At 72.5% G+C, this 18,385-nt stretch carries 17 protein-coding genes; 7 read left to right on the forward strand and 10 right to left on the reverse strand.

What is annotated here, in order from left to right:
• The first annotated feature begins 20 nt into the window (after nucleotides 1-20).
• The gene (locus tag ACGF0J_RS30855) at nucleotides 21-677 is read left to right on the forward strand and encodes a GNAT family N-acetyltransferase (RefSeq protein WP_393151408.1); all 657 of its coding nucleotides are present in this window, start codon (nucleotides 21-23) and stop codon (nucleotides 675-677) included.
• A gap of 261 nt (nucleotides 678-938) precedes the next feature.
• Complete coding sequence (locus ACGF0J_RS30860) at nucleotides 939-3,956, forward strand: BTAD domain-containing putative transcriptional regulator (protein WP_393151410.1); 3,018 nt, start codon at nucleotides 939-941, stop codon at nucleotides 3,954-3,956.
• A 281-nt stretch (nucleotides 3,957-4,237) separates the two neighbouring features.
• Here the strand turns inward: ACGF0J_RS30860 and ACGF0J_RS30865 are convergent, their stop codons facing one another.
• Nucleotides 4,238-5,644 (reverse strand): methyltransferase, encoded by a 1,407-nt coding sequence (locus ACGF0J_RS30865; protein WP_393151412.1) that lies wholly within the window; start codon nucleotides 5,642-5,644, stop codon nucleotides 4,238-4,240.
• Between the two features lie 168 nt (nucleotides 5,645-5,812).
• Between ACGF0J_RS30865 and ACGF0J_RS30870 the strand changes: the two genes are divergently transcribed.
• Nucleotides 5,813-6,115, forward strand: coding sequence for a hypothetical protein (locus tag ACGF0J_RS30870; RefSeq protein ID WP_393151414.1), 303 nt, complete (start codon nucleotides 5,813-5,815; stop codon nucleotides 6,113-6,115).
• Between the two features lie 26 nt (nucleotides 6,116-6,141).
• On the opposite strand, the gene ACGF0J_RS30875 is transcribed toward ACGF0J_RS30870, so the two are convergent.
• Together ACGF0J_RS30875 and ACGF0J_RS30880 are read right to left on the reverse strand one after the other, a co-directional pair.
• Nucleotides 6,142-6,738 (reverse strand): TetR/AcrR family transcriptional regulator, encoded by a 597-nt coding sequence (locus ACGF0J_RS30875; protein WP_393151416.1) that lies wholly within the window; start codon nucleotides 6,736-6,738, stop codon nucleotides 6,142-6,144.
• Nucleotides 6,735-7,247 (reverse strand): GNAT family N-acetyltransferase, encoded by a 513-nt coding sequence (locus tag ACGF0J_RS30880; RefSeq protein ID WP_393151418.1) that lies wholly within the window; start codon nucleotides 7,245-7,247, stop codon nucleotides 6,735-6,737. Before ACGF0J_RS30880 ends, ACGF0J_RS30875 begins: the two co-directional genes overlap by 4 nt.
• A gap of 60 nt (nucleotides 7,248-7,307) precedes the next feature.
• Between ACGF0J_RS30880 and ACGF0J_RS30885 the strand changes: the two genes are divergently transcribed.
• The gene (locus ACGF0J_RS30885) at nucleotides 7,308-7,775 is read left to right on the forward strand and encodes a winged helix-turn-helix transcriptional regulator (protein WP_393151420.1); all 468 of its coding nucleotides are present in this window, start codon (nucleotides 7,308-7,310) and stop codon (nucleotides 7,773-7,775) included.
• Here the strand turns inward: ACGF0J_RS30885 and ACGF0J_RS30890 are convergent.
• Nucleotides 7,749-8,396 (reverse strand): VC0807 family protein, encoded by a 648-nt coding sequence (locus ACGF0J_RS30890; RefSeq protein WP_393151422.1) that lies wholly within the window; start codon nucleotides 8,394-8,396, stop codon nucleotides 7,749-7,751. The genes ACGF0J_RS30885 and ACGF0J_RS30890 overlap by 27 nt on opposite strands.
• A 201-nt stretch (nucleotides 8,397-8,597) precedes the next feature.
• On the opposite strand from ACGF0J_RS30890, the gene ACGF0J_RS30895 reads away from it, so the two are divergent.
• Together ACGF0J_RS30895 and ACGF0J_RS30900 are read left to right on the forward strand one after the other, a co-directional pair.
• A complete protein-coding gene (locus tag ACGF0J_RS30895; protein WP_393151425.1) occupies nucleotides 8,598-9,503 on the forward strand; it encodes an SURF1 family protein in 906 nt (301 codons plus the stop codon).
• A 206-nt stretch (nucleotides 9,504-9,709) separates the two neighbouring features.
• Nucleotides 9,710-10,906, forward strand: a complete 1,197-nt coding sequence (locus ACGF0J_RS30900) for an amidohydrolase family protein (protein WP_393151427.1) — start codon at nucleotides 9,710-9,712, stop codon at nucleotides 10,904-10,906.
• A gap of 40 nt (nucleotides 10,907-10,946) precedes the next feature.
• On the opposite strand, the gene ACGF0J_RS30905 is transcribed toward ACGF0J_RS30900, so the two are convergent.
• The 4 genes from ACGF0J_RS30905 to ACGF0J_RS30920 all read right to left on the reverse strand — a co-directional run bounded on the left by ACGF0J_RS30905 (nucleotide 10,947) and on the right by ACGF0J_RS30920 (nucleotide 14,570).
• Nucleotides 10,947-11,291 (reverse strand): YkvA family protein, encoded by a 345-nt coding sequence (locus tag ACGF0J_RS30905; RefSeq protein ID WP_393151429.1) that lies wholly within the window; start codon nucleotides 11,289-11,291, stop codon nucleotides 10,947-10,949.
• Between the two features lie 77 nt (nucleotides 11,292-11,368).
• Nucleotides 11,369-12,787: an amidase gene (locus ACGF0J_RS30910; protein ID WP_393151431.1), complete on the reverse strand. Its 1,419-nt coding sequence runs from the start codon at nucleotides 12,785-12,787 to the stop codon at nucleotides 11,369-11,371.
• A 13-nt stretch (nucleotides 12,788-12,800) separates the two neighbouring features.
• Complete coding sequence (locus tag ACGF0J_RS30915; protein ID WP_393151433.1) at nucleotides 12,801-13,781, reverse strand: LLM class F420-dependent oxidoreductase; 981 nt, start codon at nucleotides 13,779-13,781, stop codon at nucleotides 12,801-12,803.
• Nucleotides 13,782-13,901: 120 nt separating this feature from the next.
• A complete protein-coding gene (locus ACGF0J_RS30920; protein WP_101787725.1) occupies nucleotides 13,902-14,570 on the reverse strand; it encodes a TetR/AcrR family transcriptional regulator in 669 nt (222 codons plus the stop codon).
• A gap of 193 nt (nucleotides 14,571-14,763) precedes the next feature.
• Here ACGF0J_RS30920 and ACGF0J_RS30925 point away from each other — a divergent pair, with 193 nt between their 5' ends.
• Nucleotides 14,764-15,579, forward strand: a complete 816-nt coding sequence (locus tag ACGF0J_RS30925) for a hypothetical protein (RefSeq protein WP_393151435.1) — start codon at nucleotides 14,764-14,766, stop codon at nucleotides 15,577-15,579.
• A 432-nt stretch (nucleotides 15,580-16,011) separates the two neighbouring features.
• On the opposite strand, the gene ACGF0J_RS30930 is transcribed toward ACGF0J_RS30925, so the two are convergent.
• Nucleotides 16,012-17,079, reverse strand: a complete 1,068-nt coding sequence (locus ACGF0J_RS30930) for an aspartate-semialdehyde dehydrogenase (RefSeq protein ID WP_393151437.1) — start codon at nucleotides 17,077-17,079, stop codon at nucleotides 16,012-16,014.
• Nucleotides 17,076-18,350 (reverse strand): aspartate kinase, encoded by a 1,275-nt coding sequence (locus ACGF0J_RS30935; RefSeq protein WP_393151439.1) that lies wholly within the window; start codon nucleotides 18,348-18,350, stop codon nucleotides 17,076-17,078. Before ACGF0J_RS30935 ends, ACGF0J_RS30930 begins: the two co-directional genes overlap by 4 nt.
• Nucleotides 18,351-18,385: the final 35 nt, after the last annotated feature.

The raw sequence follows: 18,385 nt of genomic DNA on the forward strand, positions 1-18,385 counted from the left end.
GCAGCCCCCATCATGTGCTCATGCCCGCTCTTGTCACCTTGTCCGGGCGCCTCGTGCGCCTGGAACCTCTCAGCCACGCGGCGATCGACGACCTCGTCGCCGCGGCGAGTGAAGACCGCTCCACGTATGCCTTCACTCGCGTCCCGAACGGTCGGGACGAGATGGTCTCCTATGTGGAGGCCGCCCTGGCTGAGCAGGCGGAGGGCCGCACGTTGCCCTTCGCCATCCGGTGGCTGGCCACCGACCGCCTGGTCGGTGCCACCCGTCTCATGCACCTGGAGTACTGGCAGGGGCCCCTGCCGTGGCCTCCGGGCTCGCTGGGTGTGGTGGGCGAGATCCCGTCCGTGGCGGACATCGGTTACACCTGGCTGGGCGCTTCCGCCCAGGGCACGGGTGTCAACCGGGAGAGCAAGTTCCTGCTGCTCTCGCACGCCTTCGACACGTGGAACGTCCACCGCATCACGCTCAAGGCAGACGTACGCAACGTCCGGTCCAGGGCCGCCATCGAGGCCCTCGGCGCACACTTCGACGGGGTGCGGCGAGCGGAAAGCCGGGGCGCCGACGACACGGTCCGAGATACGGCGTTCTACTCGATTCTGCATTCAGAATGGCCAGCCGTCCGCGAACGGCTGTTGCCGAGACTCGCGCCGCTGGAAGCGGCGGTCGAGGCAGCCTAGAAACATCCGTCGAGGCCCCGCCCGGAAAAGGAGCGGGGCCTCCCGTTTTGTCTTTGTGGTGCCCTATGGTGAGGCGGGCACGGTCGCCCCCGCTGACTGGGACCATGCCTGCTGACGCCCTCAGCATCCGCCGGGACACTCAACGCGGAATTGACGCCCGATCAACGCTTCGGTTAACGCCCTGCTCCGTGCCTAGGTGTGCGGCAGGGAAGGTTCTATGATTTGGTAACAAATCGTTCCATTGCCTTGGAGACGTACGGCATGGCTGGTCAGAGCGTCGAAAGCGGGTTGCGCTTCGCCGTGCTCGGTCCCGTGCGCGCGTGGTGTGATGGCGAGGAACTCGATCTGGGCACGCCGTTGCAGCGCTCCATCCTCGGCATGCTGCTGCTGCGGGAGGGCCGGGCGGTCAGCCCGACGGAGCTGATCGACGCGGTGTGGGGCGAGGACGCGCCGCCGAGGGCGCTCGGTGCGCTGCGCACGTACGTCTCCCGGCTGCGCACAGTGCTCGAACCCGACCGGCGCGCCCGCTCGCGGCCCGAGATCCTCACCTCCGTCGGCCGCGGCTACGCGCTGCGCCTGACCGACGGGGCGCTCGACCTGACCCGCTTCGAGCGGGCCGTCCACGACGCCGAGGCGGCGCGCAGGGCCGGTCACCTCGCCGAAGCCGCCGACACGCTGCGGGCCGCGCTCGCCCTGTTCGACGGCGAGCCGCTGACGGGCACCGTGGGCCCGTACGCCGAACACCAGCGCGACCGGCTCGTCGAGTGCCGGATCGGCGTGATCGAGACGCTCATGGACGTCGACCTCGAACGCGGCGGGCACGCCGCGGTCGTGTCGGAGCTGATCGCGCTGACCGCCGAGCACCCGCTGCGCGAGCGGCTGCGCGCCCAGCTCATGCTCGCCTACTACCGATGCGGCCGGCAGGGCGACGCGCTGGCCGTGTTCACCGAGACCCGCGAGGCGCTGGTCGAGGAGCTGGGCGTCGAGCCCGGTCCCGAGCTGACGGCGCTGCACCGGCGCATCCTGGCGGCCGACCCCGCCCTCGCTCCCTCCCCCGCCCGCGCGGCGGCCGCCCCGGTCGCCGCCGGCTCCGCCACGGCCGGCCCCGTGCGACCGGAGCCGCCGGTCGTGGAGGAGCCGGTCCACGAGCTGCCCCGCCCGGCGCAGCTCCCCGCCGCGGTCAACGACTTCACCGGGCGCAAGGAGATCGCCGTACGGCTGCGCGCCCTGCTGTCGGCGCAGTCGTCGGCCGAGGGGGTGCCGGTGGTCACCATCTGCGGCATCGGCGGCGTGGGCAAGACCACGCTGGCCGTGCACGTGGCCCACGCGGCCGACGACCTGTTCCCCGACGGGCAGCTCTACGCCGACCTGCGCGGCTACACCGACGAGGCGACCGCGCCCGAGTCGGCGCTGCGCGCGTTCCTGCGCGCGCTCGGCGTCCCGCCCGACGTCGTCCCCGAAGGGCTCGCCGAACGCTCGGCGCTGTTCCGGTCGCTGCTCGCCGACCGGCGCATCCTCGTGCTGCTGGACAACGCCCGTGACGCCCAGCAGGTCGGCCACCTGCTGCCGGGCTCGGCGGGCTGCGCGGCCATCGTCACCAGCCGGGTCAAGCTGGCCGACCTGCCCTCGGCCCGGCTCATCGACCTCGACGTGATGGAGCCGGACGAGGCCCTGTCGCTGTTCGCGGCGGTCGCCGGGCCCGAGCGGGTCGCCGCCGAGCACGGTGCCGCCATGGACGTGGTGGCGGCGTGCGGGTTCCTGCCGCTGGCCGTGCGCATCGTGGCCGCCCGGCTGGCCGCCCGGCCGTCGTGGACGGTCGAGTCGCTGGTGCCGCGGCTGGCCGACGAGCAGCGCCGCCTCGACGAGCTGCGGGTCGGCAACCTCGCGGTGGAGGCGACGTTCGCGCTGGGCTACGGGCAGCTCGATGCCGGCCAGCAGCGGGCGTTCCGGCTGCTGTCGCTGCCCAACGGCCCCGACATCTCGGCCGGCGCCGCGGCGGCCGTGCTCGCGATGAACGCGTTCGAGGCCGAGGACGTGCTGGAGTCGCTGGTGGACGCCAGCCTGCTGGAGGCGCCGGCGCCGGGCCGCTACCGCTACCACGACCTGCTCAAGCTGTTCGCCCGGCGCACCATGGACAAGACCGAGCAGCCCCAGGCCCGCACGCCGGTGCTGCGGCGGCTGCTCGGCTACTACCTCGCCTCCGCGCAGTCGGCCCACCGGCTGGCCTACGAGGGCAGCTCCATCGCCGACAACCTGGTGGAGATCGGCAGTGGGCGGAGCTTCGGCAGCGCGGAGGAGGCCGTCGCGTGGCTGATCGCCGAGGGCGACTCGCTGTTCGCCGCGATCAACCAGGCCGCGGCGGCCTCCCCCACGGCCGACCAGTTGCTGCCCGCCGCCGACCTGCTGGTGGCCATGGAGCCGCTGCTGGAGTCGGGCACCCATACCCGCGAGTTCGACCACGCGACCCGCGCCGTGCTCGCCGCCGCCCGCGGCATCGGCGACGCCGGCAGCGAGCTGCGCTCCCGCTACGTGCTGGGCCGGGTGTTGTTCGCGGGCAACCGGCTGACCGAGGCCGAAAGGCAGTTCAGGATCGTGCACGAGCTGTCGGTGGCCCGCGGCGAGCTGGTCGTCACCGGCGAGGTGATGAACGCGCTGGCCGTGGTCGTCGGCAGGCAGCGCCGCCACACCGAGGCCCTGTCGTGGTTCGAGGCGGCCATGCGCCACTATCGCGACCAGGGCATCCCCGCCGGCGAGGCGCTCGTGCTCAGCTACTCCGCCCGTGACCACCTCGGCCTCGGCCGGCCCGAGGAGGCGGTCGCGGCGGCCGAGCGGGGGCTGGAGATCTTCACCGAGCTCGGCAGCGGCGCCGGCACCGCCCGGGCCCGCTACCACCTGGGCATCGTGCTGTCGCGGGTGGGCCGGCTCACCGAGGCCGTCCACCACCACGCCGAGTGCCTGGCCTTCTTCCGGGCCGGCAAGCAGCGCGTCTGGGAGCAGCGGGTGTGCTCCCGGCTGGCGGAGACGTTCATCGCCGCGGAGCGCTACGCCGACGCCGTACGGCACGCCGAGCAGGCCCTGCTGGTGTCGCGGAACATCGGCCACCCGTACGGCGAGGCGCTGTCGCTGACCGTCCTCGGCAAGGCGCTCAACGGCCTCGGCAGCGCCACGCGCAGCGTCGACTGCCTACGCCAGGCCTTCGACATCTTCTCCCGGCTCGGCGCCCCCGAGGCCGGGGACCTCAAGGTCCTCCTCGACGCCGCCCAGGTCGTCGAGTCCTGAGTAGAGCGCGTCGTCCAGAGGCGTCATCCACACGTGGTTGATCAAGGCTGTCCTCTGCGGTCCTGGAGCCTTGCGGCGGTGGTGCAGCCCGGCCGGCCATCGTGACCGTCACGCGTCGCCAGGGGGCCCGGTTGTCCGGTTGCTCCACGTGACGGCTAGCCGCCTCACGTCGACGGCCGGCCGGACTCTGACACGGGCCTCGAACCCCCCGGGTCCGTGTCGTGGTGCCCAGTCTCCGCGGGGCGGCTTGCCGTCGGATCAACAGCCGATTGCGGGAGGGGTCAGAGGTGGAAGTAGCCCTCGGCGATGAGGGGGCGGACCGCGTCGGCGTGCGGGATGTCGCCGTTGCCGACCAGCTCGGCGATCACGTTGAGCAGCGGGCCGAGCGCCAGCTCGCCGTCGCAGACGCCGGCCAGCGCGGCCTCGACCGTGCCGACCTCCCTGCTGCGGCGCAGGCCGGTGGTCTGGCGCAGCACGATCCGCATCGGGTCCTCGGCCCCGGGCAGGCCGATGCGTTCGTCGAGCAGCCCGTCGGCCGTGCGCAGGCAGGCCGACGTGAGGTCCTCGACGCGGTGCGCGGCCGCGATGGAGTCGAGCACGTCGTCCACGTAGTCGCCCACCGGGAGCGTGACCCGGTGGGTGAGCCGCTCCACGCGGACCACCGGGTCGAGGGCGCCGGAGTTGCGCAGGGTGATCCAGCCGAAGCCGACGGCCTCGACCTTGCGCTGCTCGAACCAGGCGAGCCAGCGGTCGTAGTGCTCGGCGTAGCGGGGGGTGCCCTGCTCGGCGGCGTCCCTGAGCCACAGCTCGACGTACTCGGCGGGGTCCTGGACGTCGCGCTCCACCACCCAGGCGTCGCAGCCGGTGTCGGCCAGCCAGCCGCCGACGCGGTCGCGCCAGTCCTCTCCCTCGACGTGCAGCCAGTTGGCCAGCACATGGGCCTGGCCGCCGGGGGTGAGGTGGCGGGGCGCCTGCCGGACGAGGTCGCGGCAGAAGGCGTCGCCGTCCTCGCCCGTCTCGCGGTACGTCAGGTGCCCGGCGGGCGAGATGACGAACGGGGGGTTGGCGACGACGAGGTCGAACAGCTCGTCGCGGACCGGCTCGAACATCGAGCCCACCCGGGTCTCCACCCCGCGCACCCCCGAAAGCTCCCAGCTCAGCCGGGCCAGCTCGACGGCGCGCGGGTTGAGGTCCGTGGCCACGATCTCCTCGGCCCGGCCCGCCAGGTGGAGCACCTGCACGCCGCAGCCGGTGCCGAGGTCGAGCGCCCGTCCCACCGGGCGGCGGCTGACGAGCTGGGCCAGGTTGGCCGAGGCGCCGCCCGCGCCCACGACGTGGTCGGGGCGCAGCGCGGGGTCGCCGGGGCGCACCTTGCGGTCGGAGACCACGTAGCCCCCGGTCTCCCACGGCTGGAGGTGCACGTCGGCGGTGACCTGCTCGCCGGCCACGGTCACCAGCCCGCACTCCAGCACGGCCGGGTCCAGCCACGACCGCGGAACGGCCACGCCCAGCCACCACAGCCGGATCAGCGCGTCGAGCGGCTCGCCCGCCGCCGTGGCACGCAGGGCCGGGACCAGTTCCTCGCGTGCCAGGGCCGAGGCCGCCACGTCGCCCAGCCGGTCGCGGACGCCGTCCATCGTGTAGCCGGTTTCGTGCAGGTGATCGCGCAGTCGTTCCACGCACCCCATCCTTTCACCGCATACACCCGCGCATGATCCAATACCTACAGTGATCGTACTGTTACCCGGGAACGCGGCGATCTGTAAGCGGTTCGCAACCGGTAAGCGGTATTTCTGGTGGACCCCGTCCGAGGGATCAGTTTCGACGTCGGGACCTGTTCGAAGAGGAGCGGCCCCATGCTCATCCCCTGCCTGGCCTGTGAGTCCCGATTCGTCCCCGACGAGTATTTCCGCGCCTGCTCGGCCTACAACCGCGGCCTCGATCTCGTGCTGTGGACCTGCCCGCGCTGCGGCAACCACGACGAGGTGCGCGTGCTGCCGGGCGAGCTGGGCTTCGGCTACACGCGCCGGGGCCGCTTCGCCGTCCACGACCGCGTCCGCGTGCCCGGCCTGCGCCGCCACCGGGGCGAGCTGCGGCTCGACATCTCCCTCGACAAGGCGAGCTGGCGGGTGCACACCCGCGTCCGCCAGCTCGCCTAGCCGCGGCCGGGCAGGAGACTCGGACGTCAGTCGGTGTGCCGGCGGAGGCTCTGCCAGGCGGCCTCGCCCAGCCCCTTGATCTCCTCGTCGGTCGGCGTGTGCGCTCCGGCGAACCACAGGCGGCACATCTCCTGCGCCGGTCCGAGCCACAGGACGTAGCACATGGTCGGGTGCACCTGCCGGAGCAGGCCGTCGTCCATGTGCGGCCGCCACCAGTCGGACACGCGGCGGAAGAACGCGCGGCGGGCCTCGGCCACCTCGGCGCCGCCCTGCTCGTGCTTGCGCGGCGGCCGCTCGCTGACCAGCAGCCTGGCCCGCTCGGGATGCTCGCCGGCCCAGCGCATGTGGAAGGCGACGACGGCCTCGATCCCGTCACGGGCCGATTCGTGGCTCTCCAGCTCGGCGAGGAACGCCTCCTGGTAGGCCGTGAGGATCTCCGTGTAGAGCACGCCGAAGACGTGGTCCTTGCCGGTGAAGTGGTGGTAGAAGCTGCCGACGCTGACGCCGCTCTCCTTGCGGAGGTCGCTCAGCGTGGTCGCCGAGACCCCGTCCTGGCTGAATCGGCGCAGGGCACCCTCGATGATGCGGGTTCGCCCGTCGCGTCCGTTCCTGACACTCTTCACACCGTCAATGGTGAGGCAGCAGAACCTTGTTCCGCAAATGGCGCCGCCCGGTCGATCACGGCGGTCACCTCGACCACCCCGGAGACGACCGTCATCGTGGCGTCGGGCCACAGGCGGCGAACCATCCGCAGGGCCCGCCGGTTCTCGCCCATCACGTCCATGCCGACCGTCGTGGCGCCCCGGCCGGCGGCCCGGAGGAGGAGCGCGCCGACCAGGCGGGGTCCGAGCCCGTGGCCCTGCCACCGGTCGGTCACCACCACGGCGATCTCCACGTCCGCCGTGCCGCCACGATAGCTCATGGCGTGGCCGATGACCTCCCCGTCGAGCGTGGCGACGAGGGCGTCACGGCGGTCGTCCACGGCGAGGAGCGTGCGGACCAGGCTCGCGGCCGGGCGGCTGAAGCCGGTGAAGAAGCGCAGCGTCCGGGTGTGCAGGGACAGTCCGGCCAGGAAGCTTCTGACGCGCTCGTCGTCGTCGGGCCGGGCCGGCCGGATCTGAGTTCCTTGCATGGACTCAGCCTGCCCTCACCGAGCTGAGTCTGTCAACCGAACTCAGATATGATGGGGCGCATGAACGTGCCCTTCCGGGTCACCAACTGCTCGATCGAGCGCACCCTCAACGTCGTCGGGGAGAAGTGGACGTTCCTCGTGCTGCGCGAGGCGTTCAGCGGCGTGCGCCGGTTCGCCGACATGCAGGCCAACACCGGCGCCCCCCGCCAGGTGCTCAGCGCCCGCCTGGCCCGGCTGCTGGACGAGGGCCTGCTGCGCAAGGAGCCCTACCGCGAACCCGGCCAGCGCCAGCGTGACGAGTACCGGCTCACCGAGAAGGGGCGCGACCTCTATCCGCTGCTGGTCGCACTCATGCACTGGGGCGACAGATACCTGGCCGACGAGGACGGGCCGCCGGTGCTGCTCACCCACCGCGACTGCGGCGCGCCCATCGAGCAGCACTTCCGGTGCGCCGAAGGCCACGAGGTCACCGGACCCCGCGAGGTGACCGCCCTGCCCGGCTCAGGCGCCGCGCTGAAGAGCGCGTAGGCAGCGCCGGAAATCACCCAGGGTGAGCAGCGCCGCCCCCGTCAGCAGCACGGCCACCGCCGAGGTGCGCACCACGAGGTACGTCTCGATCGGCTGGCTGAGCAGCAGCCACAGGCTCAGCGTGGCGTTGCCGAGCTGGGCACACCCCCACACCAGCGACTGGCGCGCGAAGAACCGCCGCATGACCGGCCGTTCCATCACGTCCTCGGGCAGCGGCACCAGGTCTTCCGCCATCCGCCGCGCGAGCGGCCGGCGCACCCGGGCCGTCCCCAGGAACGCCGCGCTCGCGCAGAACACGCCCAGCGTCGGCTGCAGGAAGAACAGCAACGGGCTGCCCGTCAGCAACGCCAGCACCGCCCGTACGGTCACCATGAGCGCGGCCAGCAGCACTCCGCCCGGCACCCGCCGGCCCGCGACCAGCCTGACCAGCGCTCCGCCGTACACCCAGGCCACGGCCGCGGCGACGCCACCCGCGGGCCCGGCGGCGAGCAGCCCCACGTAGAAGACCGCGACCGGCAGGATCATGCTCTCGACGATCCGCGGCACGGCGTGTCGCACCAGGGCGGCGAGCCGGGGAGGCTCGAACACGTGCCCCTCGGGGGGCGCGGCAAGCACGGTCATGGAGCTCTTCGAGGGCCTCTCGACGGCGGGGGTCTGCGCGAGGCCCGGGGAGGAGGCTCACGGCACGGTTCATGACCGTACGCGATGAACGGCTTCCTGGTAAGGGTTTCGACCAGATTGCGATTTGATCACGCCCTCGGCACCACCGCAGGTCCGGGAGCCGCGTAAGGGAGCACCTGGTGCGGTGCCTACCCTGGAAGGGTGTACCGGTTCCTCCTCACGCCCCGCTGGATCGCGCTGCATGTCGTGGTCCTGCTCGTGATCCCCGCCTTCGTCCTGCTGGGGCAGTGGCAGTTCGGGCGGTTCGAGGAGAGGTCGGCCAACAGCGAGAGAGTCACCGCCAACCTGGCCGCTCCCCCGGTGCCCGTGGAGAGCCTGGCCGGGCCGGCGGTCAGGGAGGACGACCGCTACCGGTCCGTGACGGCCTCCGGAAGCTACGACGCCGCGCGGGGACTGCTGGTACGCCGCCGGCCCCAGGAGGGCAGGCCCGGCTTCTACGTGCTGACGCCGCTGGTGCTGGCCGACGGGCGGGCCGTGCTCGTCAACCGCGGCTGGGTCAAGGCCGGCGCGACCGCCGACAGCCCGCCCGAGGTGCCACCGCCCCCCACAGGTCAGGTAACTGTCACCGGACGGCTACGGCTGACCGAGACCGAGGAGTCGAGCGGCATCCGCGAGCGCCAGGGCCTGCCCGCCGGCCAGGTGCTGCTGATCAACCTCGACTCCATCGGCAAGCTCCTGCCGTACGACCTGCTGGGCGGCTACGTCGACCTCACCGAACAGCAGCCGGCCTCCGACCCGGCGCCCGAGCCGGTGCCGGCGCCCGACGTGGGCGCGGGGGGCGGGCTCAACCTGGCCTACGGCGTGCAGTGGTGGCTGTTCATCGGCGTGGCCGTCGGCGGCTGGATCCTGCTGATCCGGCGCGAGGCGGCCGACCGCCGGACCGAGGCCGAGGAGACCGGCGCCGCACGGACCAGGGCCGCACGGACCGAGGCCGAGGAGAGCGCCGGGGAGTCCGAGGAGACCGGCCCCGCACGGACCAGGGCCGCACGGACCGAGGCCGAGGAGAGCGCCGGGGAGTCCGAGGAGACGTCAGCGTCCGCCGGCTGACTACATCGATCACGACGGGGTAGGGGGCGGCAGGGTCCGCACGAGCAGCATCCTCATCACGGCGGACCCCGATGGCCCGGGGTCGCCCGCCATCCCCCTCCCGGCGATCCCGGGTCCGCAAGGACACGGGGATATCCGTCACAGGGATATCCAACGGAGACGTCGCAGCTTGTTCGACGTTATCCCGCCGTCGTACGGTTACCTGCGTGACTACGCCGCTGCTCCCCGACCCCGATCCGAGGCGGCGCGACTATGTGATCATCTCCGCCGACGATCACCTGATCGAGCCGCCGGACGTCTTCGAGGGCCGGTTACCCGAGAAGTACGCCGACGTCGCGCCCAAGGTCGTGGAGACGGAGGCCGGTCACCAGGTGTGGCGCTACGGCGGGGCCACCTACCCGTGCGCGGCCATGGACGTGGGCGCCGGGCTGCCGCGCGAGCAGCGCACCCTGGAGCCGATCCGCTTCGAGCACATGCGCCCCGGCTGCCACGACATCGAGGCCCGCGTCGAGGACATGGACCTGGCCGGCATCTGGGCCGCGCTCTGCTTCCCCGGCATGCTCGCCGGTCAGGCCGGCATGCCGTTCGCCAGGACCCGCGACCAGGACCTCGGGCTGGCCCTGGTCAAGGCGTGGAACGACTGGCACATCGAGGTCTGGGCCGGCACCTACCCCGAGCGCGTCATCGGCCTGCAACTGCCCTGGCTGCCCGATCCCGACGTGGCCGCCAAGGAGATCCGGGCCAACGCGGCCCGCGGGTTCAAGGCCGTGGTGTTCCCCGAGTTCCCGACCCGGGTGCGGCTGCCGTCGATCCACAGCGGCCACTGGGATCCGTTCTTCGCCGCCTGCGAGGAGACGGGCACGGTCGTGGCCCTGCACACCGGCGCGTCGAGCTGGGCGCCGGTGCCCTCGCCCGACACGCCCATCGAGGCGATCACCACGCTGATCCCGACGAGCGCCATGTTCGCCTGCGCCGACTGGCTCTGGTCGGGCGTGCCGCTGCGCTTCCCCAACCTGCGCATCCTCATCGTCGAGGGCGGGGTGGGCTGGCTGCCGCTGCTGGCCGAACGGGCCGACTACGCGCTCGACCACCCGGTGGCGGGCGACGCGGCGTGGGACGGCGGGCTCAAGCCGAGCGAGGTGCTGCGCCGCAACTTCTTCTTCGGCACGCTCGACGACCACGCCCTGTCGGGGGTGCGCCTGGCGGTCGGACTCGACCACGTGCTCCAGGAGAGCGGCTATCCGCACTCCGACTCCACCTGGCCCGACACGCAGCAGGCCGTGGCCCGCAACCTCGGCGCGCTGCCGCCCGCCGACATCGCCCGGGTCGCCTACGGCAACGCGGCGCGCCTGTTCGGCCACCCGCTGCCCTCGCGGGCGTGGCTGCGGATGGAGGAGATCTGACCCTCCAGCGTGCCCTGGACGGGCCGCGCAGAAAGGAGATCTAACCCTCCAGCGTGCCCTGGACGACCCGGCGCTCGTGGTCGAGGTAGCGCCCGCTCTCGCCCAGCAGCGACCCCATGAGCCAGAGGAAGACTCCGAAGTCGTCGGCCAGGCCGACCAGGACGAGGAAGTCGGGCACCACGTCGATCGGCGAGATCAGGTAGACCACGCCGAGCGCCATCAGGGCCAGCTTGCCCCTGCCCATCTCGCCGTACTCGCCGCGCGTCACGGCTCCGATCAGGCGCGGGATCGCCCGCACCCGCGCCATCAGTCCCGGCGTGCCGGGCTTGGTCACGTCCTGGTACGTGCGCCAGGCCGCCGCCGCGCGTGCTGCCTTCGCCTTCATGCCCACCCCCATACCCTGGCTTCTCACGACATAACGTGTTTGGTCAGCGGTTGGTTCCGCGCGGGTCAGGCAGCGGGTCAGGCCAGGGCCGCGTGGGTGAACGGCCGGGCCGCCTCGACCTGCGCCGCGACACGGACCAGTAGGTCCTCCCGACCGGCGGCGGCGACGAGCTGGACGCCCACCGGCAGCCCCGCCCGCGACATGTGCAGCGGCAGGGAGACGGCCGGCTGGCCGGTCGCGTTCACCGGCGAGGTGTAGGCGACCGCGCGTGCCGTCCGGCCGCCCGCCACGCTCAGGTCGTGCGGCGGGAGCCAGCCCAGCTCGAACGGCGCGACGCCCAGCGACGGCGCCAGCAGCAGGTCGTACCCGGACTCCCACCAGGCGGCCATCCGCCGGCGGAAGGCGTCGATCCACTGGACGTCGCGGATGTGCTCGGCCGCGCTGTGCGTCCGCCCGACGCGTACCAGCTCGGCGTTGCGCGGCTCCAGTTCCTCCGGCGCGACCGGCCGGCCGCGCCAGAAGCCGATGTTGTCGATCTCGGCGGCCATGTTGTTCGCCACGACGGCGCCGAAGCGGCGCGGGAAGTGCGGGTCGCCGAGCGCCTCCGGCCAGGACGGGACCACGTCGTGACCGAGCGCCTCCAGCAGCCCCGCGGCGCGGGTCACGGCCGTGGACACCTCGGGGTCCTCGGGCACGTCGCCTCTCGGGTGACGGGTGACGAACCCGACGCGCAGCCGTCCCGGATCCGCCCCCACCTCGCCGGCCAGCGGCCCCGGCAGCGCGGGCGCGTCGTACGGGTCGCCCGGCCGGAACCCGGCGACCACGTCGAGCGCCGCCGCCGTGTCCCGCACGGTCCGCGTCACGAACCCCGGGCAGGAGAACCCGCTCCACCCCTCGCCACCGTCGGGTCCGAAGCTGACCCGGCCCCTGCTCGGCTTGAGCCCCACCAGCCCGCACATCGACGCGGGGATGCGGATGGACCCGCCGCCGTCGCTGGCCGTGGCGAGGGCCGTCATCCCCGCCGCGACCGCCGCCGCCGACCCGCCGCTCGACCCGCCCGGCGAGTGGCCCGGCTCGTACGGGTTGCGGGTGGGCCCGAACGCCACCGGCTCGGTGGTGATCGTGCTGCCCAGCTCGGGCGTGTTGGTGCGGCCCAGCACCACGAACCCGGCCGCCCGCAGCCGGGCGACTCCGTACCCGTCGCGTTCGACCCGCAGCCCGTCGAGGACGTGCGAGCCCCCGCTGTACGGCTCGCCGGCCTGCCGCCAGCCGAGGTCCTTGAGCAGGATGGGCACGCCGCGGAACGGCGCCCCCTCCGGCAGGTCGTCCGCCTCGGCCAGCGCCCGTTCGAACCGGCGGTGGACGACCGCGTTCAGCTCGCCGTCGCGCGCCTCGATCCGGGCGATCGCCGCCTCGACCAGCTCGCGCGGCGACACCCGCCCCTCGCACACGGCCCGCGCCTGCCCGACCGCGTCCATCAGCAGCACGTCGTCCACCGCCCGACTCCCCTCAGCCGCTCGCGTCCGCCCGCCGGGCGTCCGGTGCCAGCGCCCGGACGGCCTCGGCGATCGGCACCTCACCGCCGGCCACGGGCGCGAGCACCGGCGTGTCCAGCCCGTTCGCGACGTACTCCCTGATCCGCGCCCGGCACGTCGCCGCGTCGCCGTGCACCACCAGCGCGTCCACCACCTCGTCCGGGATGGCCCGCAGCGCCCCCTGCCGGTCGCCCGCCGCCCACGCCTCGTGCATCGGCCGCAACACCTCGCCGCGCCCCAGCCAGTCGTGGAAGGCCGCGTACACCGGCACGGTCAGGTAGGCCGCCAGCATCCGGCGGGCCAGCGCGCGCACCCGCCCGGCGTCCTCGCTGACGCAGACGAACAGGCGGGCGATCAGCTCCGTGTCCGGTCCGATCTCGGCGCGCACCGTGCGCACGTCCTCCGGCGACAGCCAGTTGGTGATCGCTCCGTCCGCCTCCTCGGCCGCCAGGCGCAGCATCCGGGGACGCAACGCCGCCAGCACGATCTTCGGCGGCACCTCCGGCGCCCGTTCCAGCCGGAACCCGTCCACCTCGAACGTCTCGTACGTCTCCGACACCTTCTCCCCCGCCAGCGCCCGCCTGAGGAAGCGCAGCGTGTCACGGGTCCGCGCGTACGGCCTGGCGAACGTGCCCGCGTTCCAGCGCTCGACGATCACCGGCGACGACGAGCCGATGCCCAGCGTGAACCGGCCGGGGGCGAGGTCGGCCAGCGTCGCCGCCGACATCGCCAGCAGGCCGGGACCGCGGGTCGAGACGGGCACGATCGCGCTGCCCAGCCGCAGCCCCCGCGCCCACTGCGCCGCCAGGGCCAGCGGCACGAAGCCGTCCACGCCGCTGACCTCCGCCGACCACACGTCGGTGTACCCCAGCTCGGGCAGTTGCTCGACGAGCTCGCGCGAGCCGGCGAGCGAGCGGTCCTGGAAGGGGATCGTCATGCCCCAGTTCTGCGTCATGCGGCCTCCACCTAGGCATCGGTAGGGGGACCATACCAACCGGGCGGTATGCCATGGTCGGGCACCGCCACCGGAATCGCCGGCAGCCCTCCGGCCTCCGGCTTCAGGCCGGGGAGCGCGTCAGGCGCGCAGCTCGTGGACCGCCGCGATGAAGTCCTTGGTGATGCCCCGCAGCCCCGGCAGGTGCGACAGGCCGACCAGCCGGTCCACCAGCGGCACCGTGACGTCGATCAGCCGGTGCGTCCGCTCGCAGCCGGGCGAGGTGTCATGCACCCAGAACAGCACCATGCCCATCGACAGCAGCCACAGCAGCTCGGGCAACTCCTCGCGCAACTCGGCGTTCATCCGGTCGGCCGAGCCCTCGACGACCTGCCGGTAGATGGCGATCGACGCCTCACGCGCGGGCGAGCTCTGCGCGCTGAACGGGCTGAGCGGATTGGTCGGCTCGGCCGCGTGCTTGAAGAACTTCACCGCGAACTCGTGGTACGGCTCGGAGACGCGCACCCACTCGCGCAGCACTCCGCTGAGCCGGGCCGCGAACGACGTCTCCTTGGCGAGCAGCTCGCGGCAGGCGGCCTCGTGCTCCGCCTGGGCGCGGTCGTAGTACGCCTGGATCAACGCCTCCTTGCCGGCGAAGTAGTAGTAGGCGTTGCCCACGGAGACCCCGGCCTCGGCGGCGATGGCGCGCATGGTCGTCGCCTCGAAGCCACGCTCCCGGAACAGTCGCAAGGCCGTCTCGACGATGACCTCTCGGGTGCTCTCCGATCCTCGGTTTCGGGCTTCGGACACGTTCGTCACTTTACGGGTTCATGCGGCGTTAGGTCATGGAGCCGCACGGTGATCGCCGCCACAGGGCAAAAATACCCGTGAGGCGGGGGTGGACCGGTGTGAAGGATGGGATTGATGTTTTCAGGCGGAAGGGCTATTTCCGCGAAAAGGCATCGACATGTGGATACGTGGAACCGCTCGGCCCTTGGTGGCCATGCTCCTCGGCATTGAGATCTCCATAATCGCGCTGGCGCCCGTCGCCTCAGCCGCCGCTCCCATGACACCCGACGGCGGGTTGCGGCTGGCGCCACGAATAATCACTCGGACGTACCACCTCGCGACGGCCGCCCAGGTCTCGCACCGGTACGTCCCGCTGCACCCGCGCGTCCCGCTGGACCGGCACGTCGCCCGGCACCGGCACCTCGCCCCCCACCAGCACGTCCACTGGCACGTCCACCAGCACAGCGACTGGCACGGCGACCAGCGCGCTGACCGGCGCACCGACCGGCACGGCCACTGGCGTCGTGACGGCAGGCAGCACAGGGCCGCCGGCAAGCGGGCGGACACGACACCGGCGACCGCCCGCCGGGCGCTGCCCCCGCTCGACCTCGCTCGCGTCGAACACCGCCACGCCACCGTGCGCATGTCGCACGCCCACGCGGCGACCTACCTGCTCGGCGCCGGTCTGCGCTACCGGTCCACCGGCCGCTGCACCGACCGGCACGTGCCCACCTGCACGTCGCTGGACGCCGTCCGGACGGGCACCATCGCCCGGATCATCGCGCTCAAGCACGCCAGCGACTGCCCGATCATGGTCACCGGTGGTACCGAGGTCGGCCACGCCCCGGGCCGCTTCAGCCACGGCCAGGGCTACAAGCTCGACATCTCGCACAACGCCTGCATCGACAGGTACATCGCCCAGCACAGCGAGCCGGACGGCGTCCGCGGCGACGGCGCCCGCCTCTACCGCGCGCCCTCCGGCACCATCTACGCCGACGAGTCGGACCACTGGGACATCATGTTCAAGTAGCGGCTTCCGCCGAACCCGGTCCCCGCGCCCCGTCCGCCGCGTTCACCACCGTGAGCACCGGGCTCCGCCGTGCCCGGAACCACCGACGCACGGCACCCGATAGCCGGGCTCCGCCGCACCCCGGCCGAAGCCTGGAGGACGCGCCCGCGACACGCCCCCGGTGCCGGAATCGCCATGCCCGCACACCCGGGCCGGCGACCAGCGCCATACCCGCGAACCACGTCGCCGTGAGCGTTGTCCCGCGCTGCCGGTTACCCGGTTGCGGGGACTCCCGTGCCACGCGACGCCGACCGGCGCCGCACGATCACGTGCGGCGCCGCCGGGACGAAGCTCGCTCCCGGCCCGGGACGAGGCTCGCTCCCGGCCGCCAGGACGAGGCTCGCTTGCGCGGGACCCCGGGACGAGGCCCGCTTCCGCGGGGCCCCGGGCGTCCTAACCTTCGGCCAGCTCGGCCGCGACCAGCTCGGCGATCTCCGCCGCGTTGAGCGCGGCGCCCTTGCGGAGGTTGTCGCCGCACACGAACAGGTCGAGCGTGTTGGGGAAGTCGACCGCCTGCCGGACCCGGCCCACGTAGGTCGGGTCGGTGCCCACGACGTCGATCGGCGTCGGATAGATCCCGTTGGCCGGGTCGTCCATGAGCACCACCGACGGCGCAGCCTGGAGCACCCGGTGGGCGTCGGCGACGGTGATCTCCCGCTCGAAGCGGGCGTGCACGGCCAGCGAGTGCGTCGTGACGACCGGCACCCGGACGCAGGTGGCGGAGACCTTCAGCTCAGGAATGCCGAGGATCTTGCGCGACTCGTTGCGCAGCTTCAGCTCCTCGGACGCCCAGCCGCCGTCCTTGTACGAGCCCGCCCACGGCACCACGTTGAACGCGATCGGCGCCGGGAACGGCGAGTCGTCGGGCAGCTTGTTGGCCAGCGCCTTGCGCACGTCACCGGCCGCCTGGCCGACGGAGCGGTCACCGGCCAGCGCCTCGACCTCGTCGTACAGCCTGGCCGAGCCGGCCACGCCGGCGCCCGACACCGCCTGGTAGGAGGCGACGACGAGCTCCTTGAGCGTGTACTCGGCGTGCAGCGCGCCCATCGCCGCCATCATCGACAGCGTCGTGCAGTTGGGCGTGGAGACGATGCCCCGCGGCCGCCGGCGCGCGTCGAGCGGATTGACCTCGGGCACGACCAGCGGCACGTCGGGCTCCATCCGGAACGTGCCCGACTTGTCGATCGCGATCGCGCCGCGCTCGGCGGCGATCGGCACCCACACGGCCGACACCTCGTCGGGCACGTCGAAGATGGCGATGTCGATGCCGTCGAACACCTCCGGCGCGAGCGCCTGCACGACGACGTCCTCGCCGCGCACCGACAGCACCTTGCCCGCCGAGCGGGGCGAGGCGACGAGGCGGACCTCGCCCCAGATGTCGTCACGGCTGGACACGATGTCGCGCATGACGGTGCCCACCGCACCGGTGGCGCCGATCAGCGCGAGATTGGGCCTGCTCATCGTCCGGAACCTCCATACACCACGGCTTCGACCTGGTCGGCGTCGAGATCGAAGGCGCGATGCGCGGCCGCCACGGCCTCGTCGACGCCGTCCTGCCCGACGATCACTGAGATGCGGATCTCCGAGGTGGAGATCATCTCGATGTTGACCCCCGCGTCGGCGAGGGCGGCGAAGAACGTCGCGGTGACGCCCGGGTGGGAGCGCATGCCCGCGCCGATCAGCGACACCTTGCCGATCTGGTCGTCGAACAGCAGCGACTCGTAACCGATCTCGCCCTGGATCTTCTTCAGCGCCGCGAGCGCGGTCGAGCTGTCGGCCGTCGGCAGCGTGAAGGAGATGTCGGTGCGGCCGGTGGCCGCCGCCGAGACGTTCTGCACGATCATGTCAATGTTGATCTCGGCGTCCGCCAGAGTTTTGAAGATCGCGGCAGCCTCTCCGACCTTGTCGGGGACCCCGACAACGGTGATCTTGGCCTCGCTCCGGTCGTGCGCGACGCCGGAGATGATCGGCTGCTCCATCTCGGTTCCTTCGGTGTAAGGGTCGGAGACGACCCACGTGCCTTCCTTGGTGCTGAACGAGCTGCGTACGTGAATCGGCAGGTCGAATCGGCGAGCATACTCGACGCACCGCAGGTGCAGGATCTTCGCGCCGCAGGCCGCCATCTCCATCATCTCGTCGTACGAGATCCTGGGGATCTTGCGGGCCGCCGGCACGATGCGCGGGTCGGCGGTGAAGACGCCGTCGACGTCGGTGTAGATCTCGCAGACGTCGGCCTCCAGAGCCGCCGCCAGCGCCACGGCCGTCGTGTCGGAGCCGCCCCGGCCCAGCGTGGTGATGTCCTTGGTGTCCTGCGAGACGCCCTGGAACCCGGCCACGATCGCGATGCTCCCGAGGTCGAGCGCCTCGCGGATGCGGCTCGGCGTCACGTCGATGATGCGCGCCTTGCCGTGCGTGGAGTCGGTGATCACACCGGCCTGCGAGCCGGTGAACGAGCGCGCCTCGTGGCCGAGGTTGGCGATCGCCATCGCCAGCAGGGCCATCGAGATGCGCTCGCCCGAGGTCAGCAGCATGTCGAGCTCGCGGCCCGGAGGCAGCGGCGACACCTGCTCGGCCAGGTCGAGCAGCTCGTCGGTCGTGTCGCCCATCGCGGAGACGATCACGACCACGTCGTTGCCGGCTTTTTTCGTCGCGACGATCCGCTGCGCGACCCGCTTGATGCAGGACGCGTCGGCGACGGACGAACCACCGTACTTTTGCACAACGAGCGCCACGAGAGTCTCCCGGTTCGGACTGTGAGCTGCCAGTC

Origin of the sequence: Nonomuraea sp. NPDC047897 (genome assembly GCF_043204415.1) — a bacterium.
In the GTDB taxonomy this organism is placed as follows: domain Bacteria; phylum Actinomycetota; class Actinomycetes; order Streptosporangiales; family Streptosporangiaceae; genus Nonomuraea.

What these genes read in the sequence shown, in the direction of transcription:
- ACGF0J_RS30885 (WP_393151420.1), top strand. Translation starts at nt 7,308, where the DNA reads ATGAACGTGCCCTTCCGGGTCACCAACTGCTCGATCGAGCGCACCCTC.
- ACGF0J_RS30865 (WP_393151412.1), bottom strand. Translation starts at nt 5,644, where the DNA reads ATGGGGTGCGTGGAACGACTGCGCGATCACCTGCACGAAACCGGCTAC.
- ACGF0J_RS30890 (WP_393151422.1), bottom strand. Translation starts at nt 8,396, where the DNA reads ATGACCGTGCTTGCCGCGCCCCCCGAGGGGCACGTGTTCGAGCCTCCC.
- ACGF0J_RS30855 (WP_393151408.1), top strand. Translation starts at nt 21, where the DNA reads ATGCCCGCTCTTGTCACCTTGTCCGGGCGCCTCGTGCGCCTGGAACCT.
- ACGF0J_RS30915 (WP_393151433.1), bottom strand. Translation starts at nt 13,781, where the DNA reads ATGACGCAGAACTGGGGCATGACGATCCCCTTCCAGGACCGCTCGCTC.
- ACGF0J_RS30925 (WP_393151435.1), top strand. Translation starts at nt 14,764, where the DNA reads ATGCTCCTCGGCATTGAGATCTCCATAATCGCGCTGGCGCCCGTCGCC.
- ACGF0J_RS30880 (WP_393151418.1), bottom strand. Translation starts at nt 7,247, where the DNA reads ATGCAAGGAACTCAGATCCGGCCGGCCCGGCCCGACGACGACGAGCGC.
- ACGF0J_RS30930 (WP_393151437.1), bottom strand. Translation starts at nt 17,079, where the DNA reads ATGAGCAGGCCCAATCTCGCGCTGATCGGCGCCACCGGTGCGGTGGGC.
- ACGF0J_RS30905 (WP_393151429.1), bottom strand. Translation starts at nt 11,291, where the DNA reads ATGAAGGCGAAGGCAGCACGCGCGGCGGCGGCCTGGCGCACGTACCAG.
- ACGF0J_RS30860 (WP_393151410.1), top strand. Translation starts at nt 939, where the DNA reads ATGGCTGGTCAGAGCGTCGAAAGCGGGTTGCGCTTCGCCGTGCTCGGT.
- ACGF0J_RS30870 (WP_393151414.1), top strand. Translation starts at nt 5,813, where the DNA reads ATGCTCATCCCCTGCCTGGCCTGTGAGTCCCGATTCGTCCCCGACGAG.